The following is a 20,804-nucleotide window of genomic DNA, read 5'->3' as shown; positions in this document are numbered from 1 at the left end:
GTTGTCTAGTTTAGTGTTGACATACCAGCTCTTCATTAGACTTACCTGTACTAGCTACAACTTCATAACCTCTATCAGCTAATATATTTACAGCAATACTTCCCACTCCACCTGTAGCACCTGCTACTAAAACAGGTCCTTGACTAGGTTCTAATTCATTATCTTCAAGCCTTTGAACCGCTAATGCTGCCGTAAACCCAGCTGTTCCAAGGATCATAGCTTCTTTTAAAGATAATCCTTTTGGAAGAGGAACAACCCACTCTGCAGGTACACGTGCGATTTCACTAAATCCGCCAAAATGACCCGTTCCTAATTTATAACTTGTCACAATGACTTCATCACCTGTTTTAAATCGTTCATCTGTTGAATTCATAACCGTTCCAGCTAAGTCGATTCCAGGTACTAAAGGATAAGACTCTACAAATTTACTTTGAATGGCTACTAAACCGTCTTTAAAGTTCACACTAGAATAAGCAACTCGAATCGTTACTTCTCCATCCGGTAGATCATCCATACCTAATGGTTTAATCCCTAACTTCGTGTGATCACCTATTTTATCTAGCACCATTGCTTGAAAGGTATTCATTTTCTTTATCATATCCTCTCTTTTTAAATGACATAAGGACAGTCCTAACGGTTGATTTCTATCTAGCACTAAATCAATTGTATATAAGAGGTAAATATTATATCAAATTATTCAAACTGTTATTTTTTTCTCTATTAGTAAACTATAAATTTCATTATCTAGCTTTTCAGCTAATGATTTATTATATGTTTTTTCATACGCTGGTTCCGTTATTACTTTCCCGCCATAGAACATTACATCTTCAACAGATTCAATCTCCACACTAACCACGCGTACCTTAATGGTTTTTTCAATAATATCAGAAACCTTTCCTTTCCCTTTGATAGAAAAACAACTTCCAGCCCCAATAACCCCTAAAATAACGTTAGGATCGGTTTGAATATTTTTTGCACTTGAGGCATTATGGCCAATGGCGAAATTAATACGATCTCCTCTGGAATTCGCAACTACCCATGAAATCATCGCTAGGTCAGGTTGACCTGTTTTTTCGTCGTTGGTTATTAAAGAAACAATTTTTTCCCCTTGTAGTAAATCAATTAACTTACTAGTAAGTCCGCTTTGTTCTTTCATTTATCCCACTCCTAATAAAAAATATATTACCTTAGCGATTTTTACTTTTGTATTACCGGACTAATCTAAAATTTCAAATTATTCAGCTTAAAAAAGTGTTTTCGAGTTACTTTTTTGATTTTTTTTAAATTTATTGTGGAGTCCTCCTTGGTTAACAAATTAGGGATCAATTCGGCGAGATTTGACGCCCCCTTTTTGTTCAAGTCCCCGAAAAACCTTCTAACAGGAATGCTCCTTTTATAATGTTTAACCCTCTTTATTTTCCATTAAAATACTAAGCAATTACGCTTCAATTGTTGGATTCTTTTCTAGATTGGTATCTGCTTGATTTCCCAGAATGTAAAGCCAATATCAATTTATCCATCGTTTATTTCATTACTATCATTATAAAACTTCTTATTGTTCCCGAATGACGCAAGTAAAAAGAGTATTATGCTTATACAATATCAGCTGTTTTACGTTGATTTAAAAACTCAATCACTTGATGAATAAATGGCTCTGTTTTTTCGATTTGTACCCAGTGTCCACAGTGTGGAAATACATGAAGTTGGGCATTAGGGATTAATTGAGCTATTTTCCAGCTCGTTTCTGCTAGAGGAATCACTTGATCCTCTCGTCCATGAATTAATAGGACAGGAGCCTGAATGCTCTTTAATTCGTCCTCTGATAAAGCCATCGCATCTAAATGACGTTGTCTAGGCGCAGGGAACATACTTGAAAAGGCCTCTTGAAATCCTTCTTGGATACTAGATTGATAACGCATCTCTACTAAATCACTATTTTCCGCATTACTCTGATCATATGAAAAGATCTTAATTAGATTTTTCATATTTTCAAAACTTGGTGTGTAGCCCCAAACTGCATCCAATCCATCTGAAAGAGTAGACTTATTTCCTACACTTCCCATCAAAATGACTTTATTGACAAGATCAGGGCGACGATTGACCAAATGAAGAGCGATCGCTCCTCCAAAAGAATTCCCTATCACGGAAACCTTAGGTTCACCAATTGCCTCAATAAAATCAATCATATGATTGACCCAGACATCTATGGAATACTCCTGTCCCTCTTGTCTATCCGTATACCCGAATCCAACCACATCTGGTGCATAAAGATGGTAGTGTTCTGAAAGAGCTGGAAAAGCTAAACGCCAGTTAGCCCATGCAGATACCCCTGGACCAGAACCATGGATTAATAGAAGTGGTTCTCCTTGCCCTGCTTCATGATAATGTGTGTTAATTCCTTTAACATCAATAAATTTCCCTTGTTCTACTGTCATTAAAAATCTCCTCCAATATCCTTTTTATAGATCTTTCGTTACGGGTTGTTTTAATCCCCTATTTTGACTATTTTTTTCTAATTCTTGACGTAACCATGCGACAACGTCCTGTTTATTGTTGTCTGAAATTTCATGTGCCGTTGGATAAATTGTATATTTTACAGACTCTACCTGTTCACGTAAGTAATCATAATTTTCCTGCCCAATGTGTAACGAGAAAATCGGATCTTCTGCACCTTGGCATAGAAAGACAGACAGATGATCGATCGATTGCAGCGGATATTCTTCTTTTACAAATTGCGGGATATACCCATTCATTGGAACGATTCCCTTGATGGAATCCCCTAATACTAAGGCTAGTGTCATACTAAGAATAGCTCCTTGACTAAAGCCAATTACATATTTTCTGTCAGGATCTATTGGATAATGATTTGATGCATCTTCAATAAAACTCTTCAATTTCTCGACACTGCTATCAAATAATTCACGTTCTGGATTACCGTACCCTTTTAAATAGTAATAAGCATATCCGTCCTCATATGTAAGATCACCTTGAATACCAATTAAAATATAATCCTCTTTTAAATCCTCTACTAAATCCAACATATATTGCTCGTTGTAACCAATTCCATGTAAAGCAAAAATCACAGGATATTTTTTATCCTTCTCCATCTGTACAGGTAATGTAATATGATACGGATATAAACTTTTCAAGATAGTTTCCTCCTATGTAAGCGGGTAAGCATTTCATTTGTACTTTTTCATATAACAGTCACTTTCCTAACTATGACCAAAACCATTTGAATCATCTTCTTCGTTTAATTCAATTGAATTTCTTATATCAATATCTAATTCTCCCCAATAAATCAAAAGCTTAAGAGATAAGTAAATTTGATAACCGACATCCGCAACATTAATATCTGTTTCTAACAATTCATTAATTTTTTGAAGACGGTACCTTAGACCACTGATTGAAAAATTCATGGCTCGTGCTGTTTTATTAATATGACAGCCATTATTTAAATAATGAAAAAGAGTTTTGGTCAATTCCATGTCCTTTTTCTTATCTTCCTCTATTAAATTTCCTAATTTCTTTTTAATGAATTTTTGCAAAGGATCATTTTTCATTTGAAATATAATTCCTTCAATCCCTAAAAATTCGAAGAAAACCATTTTTTGATAATGATTAGCAATTTGTAAGGCAGAGCTACTCTCATCATATAATTGAGAAGCCTCCTCTATTCTGGCAGAGCTTGAACTAATACCAAAGTTAAAATCATGAGAAGGGTATTTACTTGAACAATAATCATGCAAGGCTTGACAGAACTTTTTCTTACTATTTTCACTTTTTAACATCATACCTTCGGATAAAAAGATCAGTATTTCCCCTGACTTTTGACCCAACAAGGCGTTTATCTTTCGATCTTTGAGGAACTGGGAAATTCCCTTGATGAGGCGATCATTAAACTCCAGTTCATCTCTTATGGTTAACTCTTGATGATTAGGACAGATAGCCATCATGAAATAAGGGGCATTTAATTGAAACCCAACGTAGTAAGACCTTTTTGAAATCTCTTCAAAATTGATTTGATTTGATAGAATGTCGTCTAAAAGGTTTCCTTGCATACGCAACTCTGTTTGAATACGTGTGCGCTCATTAAACAAATAGAGGGAACAAGCCAAGGCTCCTTGTTCTAATATTAATTTATCTACTTCTTGTAACTTCACATCTTTATATAAAAAGGAACAGTACGCTACCACCTTTTTTTGAAGGTAAATAGGCGTAATCAGTCTTTTGTAATCGTCGTTAAAATCATTCAATACTTTCGTTCGGGTTAGTTCGTTTTCATCCCTTTTTCTCTTAGTATTCATGAGTTGACTTAATTGCCCCGAAAAAGTGCGACCCTCTTCCTCTGACACTCCCGCCACTGCTAAAAGTTCTACATCTTTGCTTTCAATAAGAACAGGTAATTGGGTATGTTGATAAAGAGCATTGGCAACTCCGTACAAATCATTTTCTTTTAGTAATTCTTCAACTAGTCTTTGATGCACATCATAGGCTTTACTTAAATTGTCTCGTTCTACTTTTAGCTTTCTAAACGTCTCGTTTAGCTCATCGATAATGGATTCTTCTTCATAATATTTTAAATCTAGTTCAACGGCTCCATTCCATTCATCAACCGTACGACAAAGAACTTGACAATGTTCATCGCCCATTGCTTTACATTTTATTTCTTTGGCAATGACTTTTTTTCCTAAGATGTTAGATAGGTAACCGCTTGCATAGCCTATCAATGTGTGGCAAACAGGTTCATCACTATAGCCATACCTCTTTATATGTTCCTCCGCTTCATATGAGTTTTTCCAAATGGCTTCGTGATAAATGGATCCTTTATTAAAATTTGCTTCTGCTTTAACATTTTGTGCTTCTTCAATATAACCGTGCAATGTATGCATTTTAGGGCCGGCTAACAACATCTCACGTTGATCCTCCCAGGTTAACTCCTTCACCTTTTCTGCATCATACGCTCCTGTATGCCATCCATGCCTTAGGAGGAAACCCTTTGTTCGTTCCAGACCAATCGTTTCAAGAAGCTCATGCCGGAGCATTCCTATTGCAGCTGCTGGGATTGAAACCATTCTTTCCTGAGGATCCTTTTGATTAAATGGACTAGAGATTTTATAAAATTGTTCTAGCTTCAGTTCATCAGCTTTCATATTTCCACCACCGCTATTAAAATCTATCTGTCTACTTGAGCTGAAAAAGTCTTTAGAGCTAGACCCTATTTCTTATGTTAATTTCCCATATATTCTTTTGTTCTATACATATCTACTTGAATCTTCATATTCCCTTTTGGATACGTTTTACAAGCGAGCGTATAATTAAGGTCTCTTTCATCGTTAGACAGTACAGCTATTGAACTACGCCCTCGTTCAAATTCGCCATCTTCTACTCTTATTTTACAAATTCCGCAGCCTCCGCCTTTACAAGCATACGGTATTTTTACTCCGTTCCTTTGTGCTCCATCAAGTACGCTTTCCGTGTCACTGCCTATCCATTGACCCTTAGGATCATTCGTATCGGTTATCTTTATTGTGAACATACGTATTCCCTCCATCTAGTTGAATGAATAGAAAGGGACTTTTGGTAAAAATAGATAAACTCAACTAGTTTAAGTATTCGGTATTTTTCGACCAAAACCCTTTTATTCTTCACTATTAATTCATTGGTACTTCTATCCATTTACATCTGCTTCACTTGAATATTCTCTAAACCTCTCATCCATTTCAATTTAATTGTAGGATTGTTTATCTCTTTCAGGTAGCCATTCACCTGAAGCTTTATTTTATTTGAATAAACGAGTGCACTTCCTTGATACACATAATCCCCTGCATGCACCTCAACTTCATATAAACCATTTGCTGGTAATGTATAATAGGGATACGTGGATACTTCCATATAAGCACTTTTTCTCGTAAAACTTTGATGAGGAGAAATCATTTTACCCCTTGTTTCATAAACATCTCCCAGATACGAAGCAATTTCACTCACTTCACCATTTGACAACAAGTTCCTAATGAAAGTAGAACCGATCTTTGTTCCCCTATAATCAAGTTTGGAAATGACGGTCACCAGAAACTTTCTATCACCGTCCATACTCATCGTTTGCATCGTTCCTTTTCCCTTGTATCCGTATGTAAAGTCAAAACCTGCTACCACATGTTTTGCGCTCAATCCCGTTACATATTTTTCGATATAATCCTTTGGGGAAAGCTGAGCAAAGGCCTGATCAAATTTAATAACATAGAGTTTATCCACTCCAAGTTGAGCGAATTTATTTATTTTGACTTCTAATGGTGTTAAATAATTCATCTTTTCTTTTCCACCGCAAAGAACCTCTCTAGGATGAGGGAAAAAGGTCATGACGGCTAACTTTACCTTTCTTTTCCTAGCGATGTTTTTAGCCTCCAGAATCACTTGTTGATGGGCAATATGAACTCCATCGAAAAAACCCATGGCCATGACACAAGGATCTGGCTTCGGTAAAGAAGCATCCTGACCATCAGAAAGATAAAACGTTTGCACATCCTTCAACCCCTTTTCATCCAAGAATCTTTCTATTTATACATCTACTTTTCATTAACTTCTTTGTTCAAGTTGAATAGGAATGCTGTTCCACCCTCCTTTCACTAGGCTGTTCGTTACAGCGTCATAAAAGGCTTGTTCAAGGAAGAGGATCAGCATTCCCTATTTAAAAAACAAAATCTGATCGATATATAAAACGTTTAAAGATTTAAGAGTAGAATTTAATTACCAAGTTGGGTGTCCTGGTCCGCCAAATTGTGTACTTCCGTATGAGCTCATCGCATCTTCCCAAAGTTGGGTTGGATGTGAAGCGAATGCAATTACATCCCTTACAAATAACTCGACTGGATCTCCTTTGAAAATAGAAGTTCCGCCTAATGTTAAAATGGTTTTTAAGGCCATTTCTGCGGCCATTTTAGCAGCCTGTGATCGAATCGCAAACAATTCCATGCGTTCTTCTTCAGTTGCAATGGTTCTTCCTTCCGCTTGAAATTGTTCAAGAACTTCAATATAACGATCCATTAGACCCTCTACTTGACGTAATTGAATTTTCATTTCAGCGAGCGCACGTTGACTTCCAGAACCGTTTTTCTCGTTCTTACCCCCATTAAATACGCGAACACGTTTTTCGGTACGTTCTTGGAAAATCTCAATTAAACGATCCATTGCACCTAGTGACGTAGCAGGGAAGGCGGCCAAAAACATCTGCATAAATGGCATACGGTAAACAGGGTCTTCTGAATCATATTCTCCACCCGCCGGTTTTCCAAGACCAAATATATCTTTCCCTTTTAAGATAAGATGTTCAGGTATATAAGCACCGTCTACATGAACCCCATTACTTCCTGTACTGCGTAACCCGAGTGTGTCCCAATTTTCAATCAGTTTAAGGTTTGGATCTGAAGTTCTTAGTACAGGCATAACATACTCAAGACCATTCCCAAGATCAGCCATCGCACCAAGACCAATCCATTCACTCCATAAAACACCGCTGGCAAAGTTCCATTCTCCATAAAGACGGTATCCATCTCCATCCTTTTCCATACGGCCAAGTGGCGCAAAAACATCCGCAATCAATTCGTGAGCACCAAGAACTTCTTCTCTGCCCTTTGGAGGAAGATACCCAGGCCAAATATCGTGAATCGCATAGAAGTTTGTTAGCCATGCTGCGGCCATACTATGACTTGCAACCTTTCTCACAATTTTTGTAAATGGTTCTACACCAATAAATGTACCGCCATATTGTTTTGAGCGCATTAATTTATTAATTCCGCCTTCAACAATTACCTCCGCAATCTTTGGAGAAAAATGACCATTTTTATCAGCTTCATTTGCTTCTGCCTCCGCAGTTTGACCAATTCTTTCTGCTACAGCTAACCAGTGATTCATATCTACTTTCTCTTTTGTTAATTGGCTTGTATTCGTCATTTAAAATTCCTCCTCTTGTATTAAGCAATATAAAAATCAGAGAATCCTATATAAGTCCCATTTGATTTTCCAACATAAGATTGGATGGGGTTACCAATCCGCTCTCCTTCCACTGCACTGTTCATTACTGCGTGATAAAAGGCTTGTTCGAGGAAGCGGACTGGCATTCCATGTTGAAAGATGAAATGTGAGCTACATAGTAAACGTTTTCATTTTATAAAAAGATTGATAGAATATAAGATTATTAAGTAAGCGCCGTCATAAACGATTCAACCATTTCTCTTCTATGATAGAAGATTCCTTGAGCGATTTTGTCCTCTGTCCAAGTGATGGTAGGGAAATCTGGATATGTAATATATCCTCCTGAATAAGCTTCGTTTCGGTTTCCAGATGGATCAAAGAAATAAGTCGTTTCTGCTCTAGTGATAGCATGACGAGTTGGGCTTACTTCCACTGGTACATTATGTCTTGCCAATAAGTCCGCTCCCTTTAACACGTCGTACCAATTATCAACCTTAAAGGCTGCATGGTGCAATTTATTATCTGGACCTTTAATAAAGGCAATATCATGAGGCTTTCCATTTTGAGCATGCATAAAGCTACCCACCATGTCTTCTCCATCCAATGTCATTACTTTTTCACTTTGAAATATATCCAGTGCTTCTGTAAATAACCTTGTAACCGTTTTCACATCCTCGCCGATTAGTAGAACATGGTCTAAACGATGCGGAGCCATCCCTCTAGCTACGTCTGGAAAAGGATGTGGATTTAACGTGCCTGTTTGCTTGCCCACTTGTTGAATATCGTGATAAAGTTCCATTTGGTGCCCTGTTGGAAGTGTAAAGCGTAGAGCCTCTCCTTCAGCAAGCCGTGTTCCCTTGGAAATCCGTTGAGCTGTACAACCGAATCGCTCGACTTGTTTTTCGTAATACTCTAGGTCCGTTTCATTCCGTACTTTAAAAGCAAAATGGTCAAGTCCTGGTGAATCTGCTTCTTGCAGGATAAGACTATGGTGATCATATTCATCCCAAGCCTTCAGATAGGCTCTTCCTGCACTTTGTCCCACTAATTCTAATCCAATAATATTTGTATAATAGTTTATCGATTCTTCAAGATTTAGTACTCTTAATTCGGCTCTTCCAATTCTCATAACGGCCATTTTCATTCACTCCTTATGTTGTTTCGGTATGTACTTATTATATTATTTAAAATTTTCAGAACATAGGACTGATAATGCTAAAATTAGAGTTAATTTTCACAACATTTAGTATATTCTATACTAAAAACTATTGGTTCTATGTCATTTCAGGAGATACTTTGCACTTATGTTAAGTTTTATTTTACACATCCAACTAAAAAAACCAGCTACCTTCACATGGAAGATTAGCTGGGTTTTTGGGTTTCTTCATATACTAAGAAACTTACTTCATTATTTATCAAATAAACTTTAAAAGCTGTAGTAGTTAAAGCTCGCTAAGTATAGTTGCTCTTTGCTACCGAAAGCCTCATTAAATTTATTCATATTAAGTTCTGTCACTTTTAAAATATCTTCTATTGTGGTAGCTTCATATCCTTTGCTCCAAAATAGTTCCATTGCTTGATTGATCACTTTTGTTTGATTAAAGTCTTGATCCATTAGCCGTTCATCTCCCTTTTAGGTTGCATAGATCAACTGAACAAAGACTTCTAGGACAATTAACTTTATAGGTTATTAATTTATAGGCTCAACACTTGATTTCAGTGTTGAGCCCTTTAATCAAAACTTATAGCGTAACTGTTTCCTCTTCTTTCAGCGAACGATACTTTCCACTATAGAAAAGAAGCGGTTCCTTATCTTCCAAATGAATATCTGTTACTTTTCCAATAATTAATGTATGATCTCCCTCAACATGTTCTGCACTTATTTCACAGGCAATTTGTGCAATAGCACCTGGAATAACCGGCTTCCCGTCCAGACGATCAAATTCTACTTGTTTATCTTTTAATTGACCTGCAAATATCATGGATACTTCCTGTTGATCCTCAGCTAAAATATTCACTGAAAAAGTTTGACTCTCCTGTAATAAGGAAAGAATTCGAGCTTGATTACGAACTGAAATCACAACCAATTTTGGATCAAGTGACACAGACATGAAGGCATTAGCCGTCATCCCATGTACCTCTCCTTCTACCTCTGTAGCAATTACTGTTATACCTGTAGCAAATTTCCCCATTGCTGTACGAAATTGACGATCATCCATTATATAATTCCTCCTATTATCCTGCTTATTTTTTTAAAATCTTCTATTAAAATATGAATCCATCTATTATCGGATTATATATGAGATTTGTTTTTATTTGATCTTATACAAGATTAGCCGTTTTTGGTTGGTTTAAAAATTCAAGTACTTGAGCAATAAATTCTTGAGTTTTTTCGATTTGTACCCAGTGACCACAATGTGGAAATACATGAAGTTCGGCATTCGGGATTAATTGAGCTATTTTCCAGCTCGTTTCTGCTAGAGGAATCACTTTATCCTCACGTCCATGAATTAATAAGACAGGAGCCTGAATGCTCTTTAATTCATCGTCTGACAAAGCCATCGCATCTAAATGTCGCTGTCTAGGCGCAGGGAACATACTTGAAAAGGCTTCTTGGAATCCCTCTTGGATACTAGCTTGATAACGCATCTCTACTAAATCACTATTTGCCGCATTACTTTGATCATAGGCAAAAGTCTCAATTAGATTTTTCATATTTTCAAAACTTGGTTTATAACCCCAAACCGCGTCCAAACCATCTGAAATAGTAGAATTATTACCTACACTTCCCATTAGAATGACTTTATTGACAAGATCTGGGCGACGATTGACTAAATGAAGTGTGATGGCCCCTCCAAAAGAATTCCCAATCACGGAAACTTTAGGTTCACCAATTGCCTCAATAAAATCAATCATATGATTAACCCATACATCTATTGAATATTCCTGTCCCTCACGTCTATCTGTATCCCCGAATCCAACGACATCTGGTGCATAAAGATGGTAGTGTTCTGAAAGAGTTGGAAAAGCTAAACGCCAGTTGGCCCATGCAGTCACCCCTGGTCCAGAACCATGGATTAATAGAAGTGGTTCTCCTTCACCTGCTTCATGATAATGTGTTTGAATCCCTTTAACATCAATAAATTTCCCTTGCTCTACCATGCGAAATTCTCCTCCAATGTACTTTTTAAATTGGCTGTGTTTAAAGGCTATTGTTGATAAATGCCCATTGGTGTGCGTGGCCATGTGTTTTATTCCATGGATAACTTAATGGACGCGTACACCAATGGCCATTCGACCATCAACATGATTCTTTAACACAGCCTTAAAATTAAGAACAGGTAAATATTAAACTAAATCTATCTGCTTACCTGAGCTGAAAGAGCCTTTGGTATCTATAGCTAGATCATTTTTCTCAACTCAGCTACTAATCTTTTCATTTTGTCTAGATAGATCTAATTGAATCTTCATATTACTTTTTGGATAGGTCTTACAGGCGAGCGTATAATTAAGGTCTCTTTCATCGTTAGGCAGTACAGCCATTGAACTACGTCCTCGTTCAAATTCACCTTCTTCTATTCTAACTTTACAAATTCCACAACCTCCGCCTTTACAAGCATACGGTATTTTTACTCCGTTCCTTTGTGCCCCATCGAGTACACTTTCAGTTCCACTGCCTATCCATTGATCATTACTATCGGTTATTTTGATCGTAAACATGAGTATTCCCTCCATATAAGTAAAATCAATCAAAAGGGATTTCTACTATCATCATAAATTAAATAAATATAATATTTAGCATTTTACAACTAGTCCCTTTTTATGTTCACTATTACTTTATATTTGCTGCAATTGAACATTCTCTATCTCTAAACCTCTAATCCATTTCAATTTAATTGTCTTACTTTTTATATTGTTTAGATCACCATCGAACTGAAGCTTTACTTTATTTGAATAGACGAGTGCACTTCCTTGATAAATATGATTCCCTGCATATATCTCAACTTCATATAAACCATTTGATGGCAATGTATAATAGGGATAAGTAGCTACTTCCATATGAGAACTTTTTCTCATAGGGTTTTGATGATGAGAAATCACTTCTCCACTTGTTTCATAAACATCTCCAAGATACGAAGCAATTTCACTCACTTCACCATCTGACAACAAGTTCCTAATGAAAGTAGAACCGATTTTTTGACCCCTATAATCAAGTTTGGAAATGACGGTCACTAGGAATTTCCCATCGCCGTCCATGCTCATCGTCCGCATCGTGCCTTTTCCCATGTGTCCATACGTAAAGTCAAAACCTGCTACCACATGTTTGGCACCCAAGCCTATTACATATTTTTCGATATAGCCCTTTGGGGAAAGCTGAGCAAAGGCCTGATCAAATTTAATCACATAGAGTTTATCCACTCCAAGTTGAGCGAACTTATTTATTTTGACTTCTAGTGGTGTTAAATAATTCATCTTTTCTTTTCCACCGCATAGAACCTCTCTAGGATGAGGAAAAAAGGTCATAACAGCCAATTTTACCTTTCTTTTCTTAGCGATGTTTTTAGCCTCCTGAATCACTTGTTGATGGGCAATATGAACTCCATCGAAAAACCCCATGGCCATGACACAAGGCTCTGATTTCGGCAAAGAAGAATCCTGACCATCGTTAAGATAAAAAATTTGCACATCCTTCAGCTCCTTTTTACTGGAACAGTTATTCTGCTCTGTTGATTCTTAGCCCAGTTATATGATCACTGAGCCAAGAATCTTAATATCTATTTATCTATTTACTTAAAGGTTCTATGATGGCAGCATACAATTACCAAGTAGGATGTGCTGGTCCGCCAAATTGTGTACTTCCGTATGAACCCATCGCATCTTCCCAAAGTTGAGTTGGATGTGAAGCGAATGCGATGACATCCCTTACAAATAACTCGACTGGATCTCCTTTGAAAATAGACGTTCCGCCTAGTGTTAGAATGGCTTTCAAGGCCATTTCTGCTGCCATTTTTGAAGCTTGTGACCGAATCGCAAACAATTCCATACGTTCCTCTTCACTCGCGACTGTTTTCCCTTCCTCTTGGAATTGCTCAAGTACTTCAATATAACGATTCATTAATCCCTCTACTTGACGACGTTGAATTTTCATCTCAGCTAGCACACGTTGGCTACCAGAACCATTTTTCTCGTTCTTACCTCCATTAAATACCCGAACACGTTTTTCCGTACGTTCTTGGAAAATATCAATGATACGATCCATGGCACCTAATGACGTGGCAGGGAAGGCGGCCAAAAACATCTGCATAAATGGCATGCGGTAAATAGGGTCTTCTGCATCATACTCTCCGCCCGCCGGTTTTCCGAGACCAAATATATCTTTCCCTTTTAATATGAGATGTTCAGGTATATAAGCACCATCCACATGAACCCCATTACTTCCTGTACTGCGTAACCCGAGTGTATCCCAGTTTTTAATTAGTTTAAGGTTTGGATCTGAAGTTCTTAGTACAGGCATAACATACTCAAGACCATTCCCAAGATCAGCCATCGCACCAAGACCAATCCATTCACTCCATAGAACACCGCTGGCAAAGTTCCATTCCCCATAAAGGCGGTATCCATCTCCATCCTTTTCCATACGGCCAAGTGGTGCAAAAACATCCGCAATCAGTTCATGTTTACCAAGAACTTCTTCTCTGCCTTTTGGAGGAAGATAACCAGGCCAAATATCATGTATCGCAAAGAAGTTTGTTAGCCATGCTGCAGCCATACTATGACTGGCAACCTTTCTTACAATTTTTGTAAATGGTTCTACACCGATAAATGTACCGCCATATTCTTTCGAGCGCATTAATTTATTAATTCCGCCTTCAACAATCGTCTCCGCAATCTTTGGAGAAAAATGACCATTTTGATCGGCCTCTCTTGCTTCTGCCTCAGCAATTTGACCTATTTTCTCAGCTACTGCTAACCAGTGCTCCATATCTACTTTCTCTTTTGTTAATTGGACTGTATTCGTCATTTAAAATTCCTCCTCTTGTATTAAGTGATATGAAAATCAGCGAATTATAGTAAACGTTTTCAATTTATAAAAAGATTGATAGAATATAAGATTATTAAGTAAGCGCATTCATAAAAGAGTCAACCATTTCTCTTCTATGATAGAAGATTCCTTGAGCGATTTTGTCCTCTGTCCAAGTGATGGTAGGGAAATCTGGATATGTGATATATCCTCCTGAATAAGCTTCATTTCGGTTTCCAGATGGATCAAAGAAATAAGTGGTTTCTGCTCTGGTTATCGCATGTCGAGTTGGTGATACTTCAATTGGTACATCATATCTTGCTAATAAGTCCGCGCCCTTTAACACGTCGTACCAATTATCAACTTTGAAGGCTGCATGATGTAATTTATTATCCGGCCCTTTAATAAAGGCAATATCATGAGCTTTTCCATTTTGAGCATGCATAAAGCTTCCAATCATTTCTTCTCCATCCAATGTCATGACTTTTTCACTTTGAAAAATGTCTAGCACTTCTGTAAATAACCTTGTAACCGTTTTTACATCCTCGCCAATTAAGAGAACATGATCCAAACGATGTGGAGCCATCCCTCTGGCTTCATCCGGAAATGGATGTGGATTTAAGGTACCTGTCGCTTTGCCCAATTGTTCAATTTCGTGATAAAGCTCCATTTGGTGCCCTGTTGGCAGCGTAACACGAATGGCTTCTCCCTCAGCAAGTCGGGTTCCCTTAGAAATCCGTTTGGTTGTACAACCGAATTGCTCAACTTTTCTTTCGTAATACTCGAGGTCCGTTTCATTCTGTACTTTAAAAGCAAAATGGTCGAGACCCGGTGAATCCGCCTCTTGAAGTACAAGACTATGATGATCATATTCATCCCAAGCCTTAAGATAAGCTCTTCCTTCGCTTCTTCCGACTAATTCTAATCCAATAATATTTGTATAATAATTTATAGATTGTTCAAGATCTAGCACTCTTAATTCGGCTCTTCCAATTCGCATAATGGCCATTTTCATTCACTCCTTAGCTTGGTTTAGTATGTATTCATTATAATATTTAAAACTTTCAGAATATACGATTAATAATACTAACTTTCAAGCTATTTTCCACACTCTTTAGTATGTTTTATACTAAAGAACATTGGTACTATGTTATTTTAGGAGATATTTTACGCCTATTTTAAGTGTTATTTTGCACATCCAACTTTAAAACCCAGTATCCTCCTTGTTTTCTTCACTCTAACAGCCTTCTATTTCCATGAACTTACCACGTATGCTTATTATGCTATTCTGCTCATTTGTTTAAGCAGAATGTTCATCATCCCTTGGCCTATCAGTGAAGACTCGTACACCTGAGATAAACAGCTATTATATTACCAATAATATCGTTATTGATGACATATATGTGTATTTTACTATTAATGTTAATATATATTTCAATTTTATTATCAATCTATTAAATAATTGGTTTTACAGGATTTGCTTTTATGAATTTAAACCAAACAAAAACAGCCCCTATGTGTAGGGGCTGTTAGCAGCTAATAATTAAGCTTTTTGAACGTTTGTAGCTTGTGGGCCACGTTGTCCTTGTTCAATTTCAAAACTTACACTTTGACCTTCGTCTAAAGATTTGAAACCTTCGCTTTGGATTGCTGAGAAATGTACGAATACGTCTTCTCCAGCTTCACGCTCGATAAATCCAAAACCTTTTTCTGCATTAAACCACTTAACTGTACCTTGTTCCATAATTGTTGCCTCCTAGTGTGTATAACCACACAATGTGTTACTATCCTTGCTCAAATACCTTAGACGAAAAACAAAATCTATTTCAATCTGAAAACGAACAAAAATAATTCTTCTTAAGAATAACAAGTCTATCCTAAAATAGCAACTAGTATTTCGTGAAACTCCCACTTCTCTATGAATATCCATCACACTTATTCTGAACGCTAACAACTCAAGAACCTGCCCTAAATGGGTTTATCCTGACTCTATTCCAATATTTATAGCAAAAATAAGTGACCTTATTTATCCTGATCAGAATAACAAGGTCACTTATATCATTTCCTCACTCATGGTCTTTTTCCCTTTCTGCTGACTCTCTTGTCTCATGATTGTTTGACCAGTTTATCTTCTGACTGATTTGACACATGATCCGGTAGTTGACGGAACATATAGGAAAGATACGCATGTAGTTCAAATCGATCACTCGAAACAAAATCAGACCAGTTTATGTTTTTTTCACTATGCACGATTTATGCACGATTTTCTCCTCCTTGTTTATTCTCTTTATCTTCATCATTTCCAAACTAGCATTCTTTTATACATCGAAATACATATAGAAGGTTCAAGAGTGATGGAATATCACCATCGCCCCTGAACCTTTTATATTTGAAGAAACAGATGACATCTTCTATATATATCTTTATTTTCGTGAAAAGGTTATGAATATTTTGTAAATAATTCATTAAATTCCAAACTTTTTCTCGACAAAATATGCATCAAACTAGCAAATCGGTATTCCATGTTGAAAAATGAAAGGTGATTTATCCCGTTCTTAACGGGCAGTAAGACCTCCACTGATGGGATACGAAGTTAGTTTTTGGATTTTTGGATTTACTTTGTTTTTCAAAACGCTGACTTCTCCTCTTCATGAGAGGGACAGGCGGTCAGTTTAATGATTGGGGTCATTGTCGCAGGAATAGGGATTGGGATGTATATGGAGGCACGGTTTCCAAAAACCCCTATCGATGGGCTAATGGTGGCTATCAGTAATCGATTGGGATGGAGCTTGAACCTGTCTAGAATAAGCATTGAAGCAACGGGTACCCTAACTGGGTTTTTATTAAGTGGTCCAGTGGGATTAGGAACCTTAGTCGTCGTAGTCTTTTTGGGAAAAATCATTCAAACTACTAATCGCAGAGTGAAGAAGATCGTAGCTATTCAGACGAAACCATCTGAAACTCATTTATGAGTGATGAGGGCAGGAGCGAATGTAAGATAACCATTTTTAAAAATAGATGTATATCACTCTTAAAAATTGGTAAACATATTAAAGTATCCCCCCAATTTGTTGATAGAGCATCTGTTGGTATGTAAGCAGATGCTCTTTTTTTATATAAAGTCTTCAATAAAGGGATAGCGTCAGGACTACCTATTTAAAAAACCCAATTTCTCAGCATTAAAACGGGGAAATTGGGCCTTTTTTATTATTTTGGAAAAGCACTCTTTTCAAAACTTATAAGAATTACCTGTTTAAAAGGAGAAGCGAAACCTACATTTTCAAATGTTTTCTATAGATTTATTGAATTCTATGTTATGTGGACTCTCACGCCTTTTTCCAGTGGCAATAACGGCTAATATGATCGCACTAATTCCTCCAACAAGTTTCCCTACAATCATAGCAAACACGATTTCTTTGTTAACTCCAGCAACAAAGCCTAAGTGTGCCCCAAATACAAAAGCACCACTCACAGCAAAGGCTACATTAATCACTTTTCCTCTCGGATCCATCTCTTTAAGAAGGGATAGCATCGGAATGTTATGGGCTAGGGATGCCATCAAACCAGCTGTTGACGTTTCACTTATCCCTAATAAAACACCCATCTTCCCCAAGGGTTTTTTTAGCATTATCGATATAAACGTAACCATAGGGAATGCACCTGCAAGAAAAACGGCAATCATCGCAACAATTTCAACCCCCTCCAAGAGTGGTGTCATATGAGGGATAACAGTAACACCAGTCAAGGTTTCAACACAGATTGCTGATAGCCCGACTATCGCTATTATTTCAATGCCTTTTGCTAAAATAGAGAATCCTGAAATCATCTTTTCCGTGTATTTCCACAAACCGATTGCAATAAGAACAGAAAAAAGAATCGTTGGAATAAGGTTTTTAATGATAACTAGTATATTTAAGTTAGCAACAACCCCTCCAACGAAACAGCCAATAGGAACCGTTATTAATCCTAAAAGAATCCCTTTAGCAAAGAATTTCTGGTCTTCTTTTTCGATGATACCCAATCCGACAGGAATCGTAAAAACAAGGGTGGGTCCCATCATAGTACCTAAAAATACCCATGCAAACAGTTCAGCTTCCGCACTTTGAGACATTTCGGTTGCTAATGCATACCCTCCCATATCGAGGGCTAATAAAGTATTAGCAAAAGCAGCAGGGTCTGCTCCGAATAATCCATAAACAGGTGCTATAACAGGTGTTAAAATGGTAGCAAGTACAGGTGCTAATGAAATGATTCCAACCATCGAAAGGGTGAGTGATCCCATTGTCAAAAAACCATCTGTGAAACGATGACCAAACCCCCATTTATTTCCCATACATTTATCAATAGCCCCTAAACAAAAAAAGCCGACTACAATAAAAACGATCATGTCGTTAATGCCCATATTCTTCTCTCCCATGCTATAAAACTTTAAGTAGTCTTCGTTGTAAATCTAGAAAAATTCTTTTATCCCACTAGCGAAAATTTGTTGAATAAGAATAATCATAATATAATATTTAGATGCAATTTTCAATTTTTAAAGATTTAAATATAGACACCATACGTACTATGCAGACAAAATGCTTAGGAGAATATTTATCATGAAACAAATCTCAAACAATGACCTTTTTATGAATGATTTTAATTTCTCTGCTATTGGAATGGCCATAGTATCTATGGATGGAAGATGGAATGGAAACGCTCACGTCGCAACTCCACATCCTTGTCTTTGATTATGTTGGATATTGATCACGTGGGTTCGAAAGTCCTTCCTTGGGTCACCGTAAGTATAGGAATAGCAACCATGATACCCACTGTTTATGCTTCTTATATGGATCTCATTTCAAATGCAGACAAGGCGGTATATCAAGCTAAGAATGATGGACGAAATTGCGTTCAATCCTATGAATAGTTATTTTTCAATAAGGGACCACCTTAGGTAAATACGGCCTAATAGGACTCAATCTTTCTTTATTACCCTAATGATCATGATACGCTGATACCTTAGTCTTGAGACGAACCCCTTGGCAATATTTTTAACACTATTAGCATGTTTAAAATATTATTTTGATATATAATAAAATGTAGAATAATGAAAATTAAACAGGAGGAGATTTCTTGACAAATCGATTGTGGACGAAAGATTACATATGTATCTGTTTAACTACTTTTTTTATATTCCTAAACTATTATTATTTGCTTGTGACGATTCCCATTTATTTAATTCAACATTTAGAAGGTACTCCCGCATATGCAGGTTTATTAGTTACGGTGTTCTATATCGCAGCGATTGTCGTTCGACCCTTTGCAGGTCAATGGATTACGTCTTTAGGCATTAAAAAAGTCTTTTTTATCTCGCTAATCATTTATCTAGGTGCATCTCTCATGTACTTCTTTACAACTTCTATGGTTAGCTTACTCATTTTACGTGTGATTCACGGGATTGGTTTTGGAATGATCTCAACAACAACAGGAACCATCGTGGCTACTATTATTCCCCCTAGTAGAAAAGGGGAAGGTATGGGATATAATGGGTTAATGATGAATATTTCTATGGCAATGGGACCTTTTTTAGGATTAATCGCGATTAATCAATGGGGCGTTCAAATGATGTTTGCCGTTAGTGTTGCCAGTGTCGTTTTAGGTGCGATTGCAGGACTATTAATTAAATTACCAAAAGAAGAGAAACAAGTTGCACAAGAAAAGGTGTCAAAGAAAAGAGGATTGGATCCTAAAGAACTAATTGAAATGTCTGCCATTCGAATTTCACTTGTTGGTCTATTTTTTGCTATTGTCTACGCATCGATTGTTTCATTTGTTTCTGTATATGCAAAGGAAATTCAATTAACAGAAGTCGCCAGTTATTTCTTTATTGTCTATGCGGCCATATTGATTTTATCAAGACCATTCACCGGTCGATGGTTTGATCAGTACGGAGAAAATGTGATTATGTACCCTTCTATCATTTGTTTTGCGATCGGAATGTTCATTTTAAGTCAAGCAGATAGTGCGTTTGTATTCCTCTTGTCTGCGGCATTTATCGGAATCGGATGGGGGACAATCTTTCCAAGTGCACAAACCATCGCGATCCAGTTGGCACCACCTGAAAGAAAAGGGGTTGCTACTGGTACCTTCTTCTCTACGATGGACTCTGGTCTCGGACTCGGATCATTAATCGTTGGTGTACTGGGAACGGTCATTGGATATAGTTCATTATACTTTTGCGGCTCCATTTTTGTCCTTTTAGGACTGGTCGTTTATTACTTCCTACATGGAAAAGCAAGTCGAAGTAATAGAATACTTGCTAATGAGGAAACATTAAAAACAATTGAAGTAAAATAATGATGAAGGGATGGTTCTCCTGTAACTTTTCTTTGAAAAGTTACAGGAGAACCATCCCTTCATTTTTGCGTATTTCGAACATCTTCATTCATTCATTTTCATCGTTTCCTCTCCTCTTATCAAAGAATGTAAGTCCAAGAATTCTGTTCATTCTTTTTCCTCTATTGATCGATTTCCTAAAATTCAAGCCGATGCTTTCTTATCTTTTCTTTTTTCTAAGTATAAGCAAATAAGAATAGTCAGTACGATACAAAGCAACATCTTGATATATACGACAAGTCCCGTCATGTTGATGATAAATCCAATTATTAGTGCAATGACACCGTAAATAGGTTTTTTTACTGCAAACTGGGCTAAAACCCCACCAAATATGGCTGGTAAAATAAGCGGAAATACCTGTTGGATATGTTCCGGAATTCTAGAAACAAGAAAGGCTCCACCTAGAATCATTGGAATAAGAAGTACCTTATTC

20 protein-coding genes and 3 pseudogenes are annotated in these 20,804 nt (G+C 36.9%); 4 read left to right on the top strand and 19 right to left on the bottom strand.

The genetic code is table 11. The features are described from left to right. Positions 1 to 31 precede the first annotated feature (31 nt). The 17 genes and pseudogenes from JMM81_RS21430 to JMM81_RS21350 form a co-directional block, all read right to left on the bottom strand. Positions 32 to 586: pseudogene (locus tag JMM81_RS21430) on the bottom strand (alcohol dehydrogenase catalytic domain-containing protein); the annotation flags it as partial. A 111-nt stretch (positions 587 to 697) separates the two neighbouring features. Beyond that, the gene (locus tag JMM81_RS21425) at positions 698 to 1,156 is read right to left on the bottom strand and encodes a PNPOx family protein (RefSeq protein ID WP_256243586.1); all 459 of its coding nucleotides are present in this window, start codon (positions 1,154 to 1,156) and stop codon (positions 698 to 700) included. 436 nt (positions 1,157 to 1,592) lie between these two features. Next, positions 1,593 to 2,435, bottom strand: coding sequence for an alpha/beta fold hydrolase (locus JMM81_RS21420; protein WP_256243585.1), 843 nt, complete (start codon positions 2,433 to 2,435; stop codon positions 1,593 to 1,595). Between the two features lie 24 nt (positions 2,436 to 2,459). Continuing rightward, a complete protein-coding gene (locus tag JMM81_RS21415) occupies positions 2,460 to 3,149 on the bottom strand; it encodes an alpha/beta hydrolase (protein WP_256243584.1) in 690 nt (229 codons plus the stop codon). 66 nt (positions 3,150 to 3,215) lie between these two features. Then, the gene (locus JMM81_RS21410) at positions 3,216 to 5,153 is read right to left on the bottom strand and encodes a XylR N-terminal domain-containing protein (protein ID WP_256243583.1); all 1,938 of its coding nucleotides are present in this window, start codon (positions 5,151 to 5,153) and stop codon (positions 3,216 to 3,218) included. A gap of 77 nt (positions 5,154 to 5,230) precedes the next feature. Continuing rightward, positions 5,231 to 5,539 (bottom strand): 2Fe-2S iron-sulfur cluster-binding protein, encoded by a 309-nt coding sequence (locus JMM81_RS21405; RefSeq protein WP_256243581.1) that lies wholly within the window; start codon positions 5,537 to 5,539, stop codon positions 5,231 to 5,233. A gap of 140 nt (positions 5,540 to 5,679) precedes the next feature. Beyond that, the gene (locus JMM81_RS21400) at positions 5,680 to 6,522 is read right to left on the bottom strand and encodes a cytidyltransferase (protein ID WP_256243580.1); all 843 of its coding nucleotides are present in this window, start codon (positions 6,520 to 6,522) and stop codon (positions 5,680 to 5,682) included. 225 nt (positions 6,523 to 6,747) lie between these two features. Continuing rightward, complete coding sequence (locus tag JMM81_RS21395; protein WP_256243579.1) at positions 6,748 to 7,950, bottom strand: acyl-CoA dehydrogenase family protein; 1,203 nt, start codon at positions 7,948 to 7,950, stop codon at positions 6,748 to 6,750. Between the two features lie 244 nt (positions 7,951 to 8,194). Further along, positions 8,195 to 9,109, bottom strand: a complete 915-nt coding sequence (locus tag JMM81_RS21390) for a catechol 2,3-dioxygenase (protein WP_256243578.1) — start codon at positions 9,107 to 9,109, stop codon at positions 8,195 to 8,197. Positions 9,110 to 9,397: 288 nt separating this feature from the next. Then, positions 9,398 to 9,586: a TetR/AcrR family transcriptional regulator gene (locus tag JMM81_RS21385; protein ID WP_256243577.1), complete on the bottom strand. Its 189-nt coding sequence runs from the start codon at positions 9,584 to 9,586 to the stop codon at positions 9,398 to 9,400. A gap of 127 nt (positions 9,587 to 9,713) precedes the next feature. Beyond that, positions 9,714 to 10,190 carry a flavin reductase family protein gene (locus tag JMM81_RS21380; protein WP_256243576.1) on the bottom strand — a complete coding sequence of 159 codons (477 nt, stop codon included), beginning with the start codon at positions 10,188 to 10,190 and terminating at the stop codon, positions 9,714 to 9,716. 103 nt (positions 10,191 to 10,293) lie between these two features. Continuing rightward, positions 10,294 to 11,133 (bottom strand): alpha/beta fold hydrolase, encoded by an 840-nt coding sequence (locus tag JMM81_RS21375; protein WP_256243575.1) that lies wholly within the window; start codon positions 11,131 to 11,133, stop codon positions 10,294 to 10,296. A 258-nt stretch (positions 11,134 to 11,391) separates the two neighbouring features. Continuing rightward, a complete protein-coding gene (locus JMM81_RS21370; protein WP_256243574.1) occupies positions 11,392 to 11,691 on the bottom strand; it encodes a 2Fe-2S iron-sulfur cluster-binding protein in 300 nt (99 codons plus the stop codon). A gap of 117 nt (positions 11,692 to 11,808) precedes the next feature. Further along, entirely contained in the window at positions 11,809 to 12,657 is an 849-nt protein-coding gene (locus tag JMM81_RS21365) for a cytidyltransferase (protein ID WP_256243573.1), read from the bottom strand. A gap of 133 nt (positions 12,658 to 12,790) precedes the next feature. Then, complete coding sequence (locus JMM81_RS21360; RefSeq protein ID WP_256243572.1) at positions 12,791 to 13,993, bottom strand: acyl-CoA dehydrogenase family protein; 1,203 nt, start codon at positions 13,991 to 13,993, stop codon at positions 12,791 to 12,793. A gap of 94 nt (positions 13,994 to 14,087) precedes the next feature. Continuing rightward, on the bottom strand, positions 14,088 to 15,002 hold the full coding sequence (locus JMM81_RS21355) for a catechol 2,3-dioxygenase (protein ID WP_256243571.1): 915 nt from the start codon (positions 15,000 to 15,002) through the stop codon (positions 14,088 to 14,090). A 534-nt stretch (positions 15,003 to 15,536) separates the two neighbouring features. After that, positions 15,537 to 15,737, bottom strand: coding sequence for a cold-shock protein (locus JMM81_RS21350; RefSeq protein ID WP_256243570.1), 201 nt, complete (start codon positions 15,735 to 15,737; stop codon positions 15,537 to 15,539). A gap of 928 nt (positions 15,738 to 16,665) precedes the next feature. On the opposite strand from JMM81_RS21350, the pseudogene JMM81_RS21345 reads away from it, so the two are divergent. Further along, positions 16,666 to 16,965: pseudogene (locus JMM81_RS21345) on the top strand (DUF6198 family protein); the annotation flags it as partial. Between the two features lie 308 nt (positions 16,966 to 17,273). On the opposite strand, the gene eutH reads toward JMM81_RS21345, so the two are convergent. After that, positions 17,274 to 18,395, bottom strand: a complete 1,122-nt coding sequence (gene eutH / locus JMM81_RS21340; RefSeq protein ID WP_256243568.1) for an ethanolamine utilization protein EutH — start codon at positions 18,393 to 18,395, stop codon at positions 17,274 to 17,276. 196 nt (positions 18,396 to 18,591) lie between these two features. Here eutH and JMM81_RS21335 point away from each other — a divergent pair, with 196 nt between their 5' ends. The 3 genes from JMM81_RS21335 to JMM81_RS21330 all read left to right on the top strand — a co-directional run bounded on the left by JMM81_RS21335 (position 18,592) and on the right by JMM81_RS21330 (position 20,332). Beyond that, the gene (locus JMM81_RS21335; protein ID WP_256243567.1) at positions 18,592 to 18,723 is read left to right on the top strand and encodes a hypothetical protein; all 132 of its coding nucleotides are present in this window, start codon (positions 18,592 to 18,594) and stop codon (positions 18,721 to 18,723) included. Then, entirely contained in the window at positions 18,678 to 18,902 is a 225-nt protein-coding gene (locus tag JMM81_RS23230; protein WP_375162431.1) for a diguanylate cyclase domain-containing protein, read from the top strand. Before JMM81_RS21335 ends, JMM81_RS23230 begins: the two co-directional genes overlap by 46 nt. 206 nt (positions 18,903 to 19,108) lie before the next feature. Next, entirely contained in the window at positions 19,109 to 20,332 is a 1,224-nt protein-coding gene (locus JMM81_RS21330) for an MFS transporter (protein ID WP_256243566.1), read from the top strand. Between the two features lie 183 nt (positions 20,333 to 20,515). Here JMM81_RS21330 and JMM81_RS21325 read toward each other — a convergent pair. After that, positions 20,516 to 20,804: pseudogene (locus tag JMM81_RS21325) on the bottom strand (small-conductance mechanosensitive channel); the annotation flags it as partial.

Source organism: Bacillus sp. V3B, assembly GCF_024494465.1.
In the GTDB taxonomy this organism is placed as follows: domain Bacteria; phylum Bacillota; class Bacilli; order Bacillales; family Cytobacillaceae; genus Bacillus_BD.
This window is presented reverse-complemented; position numbering and strand designations above follow the sequence as displayed.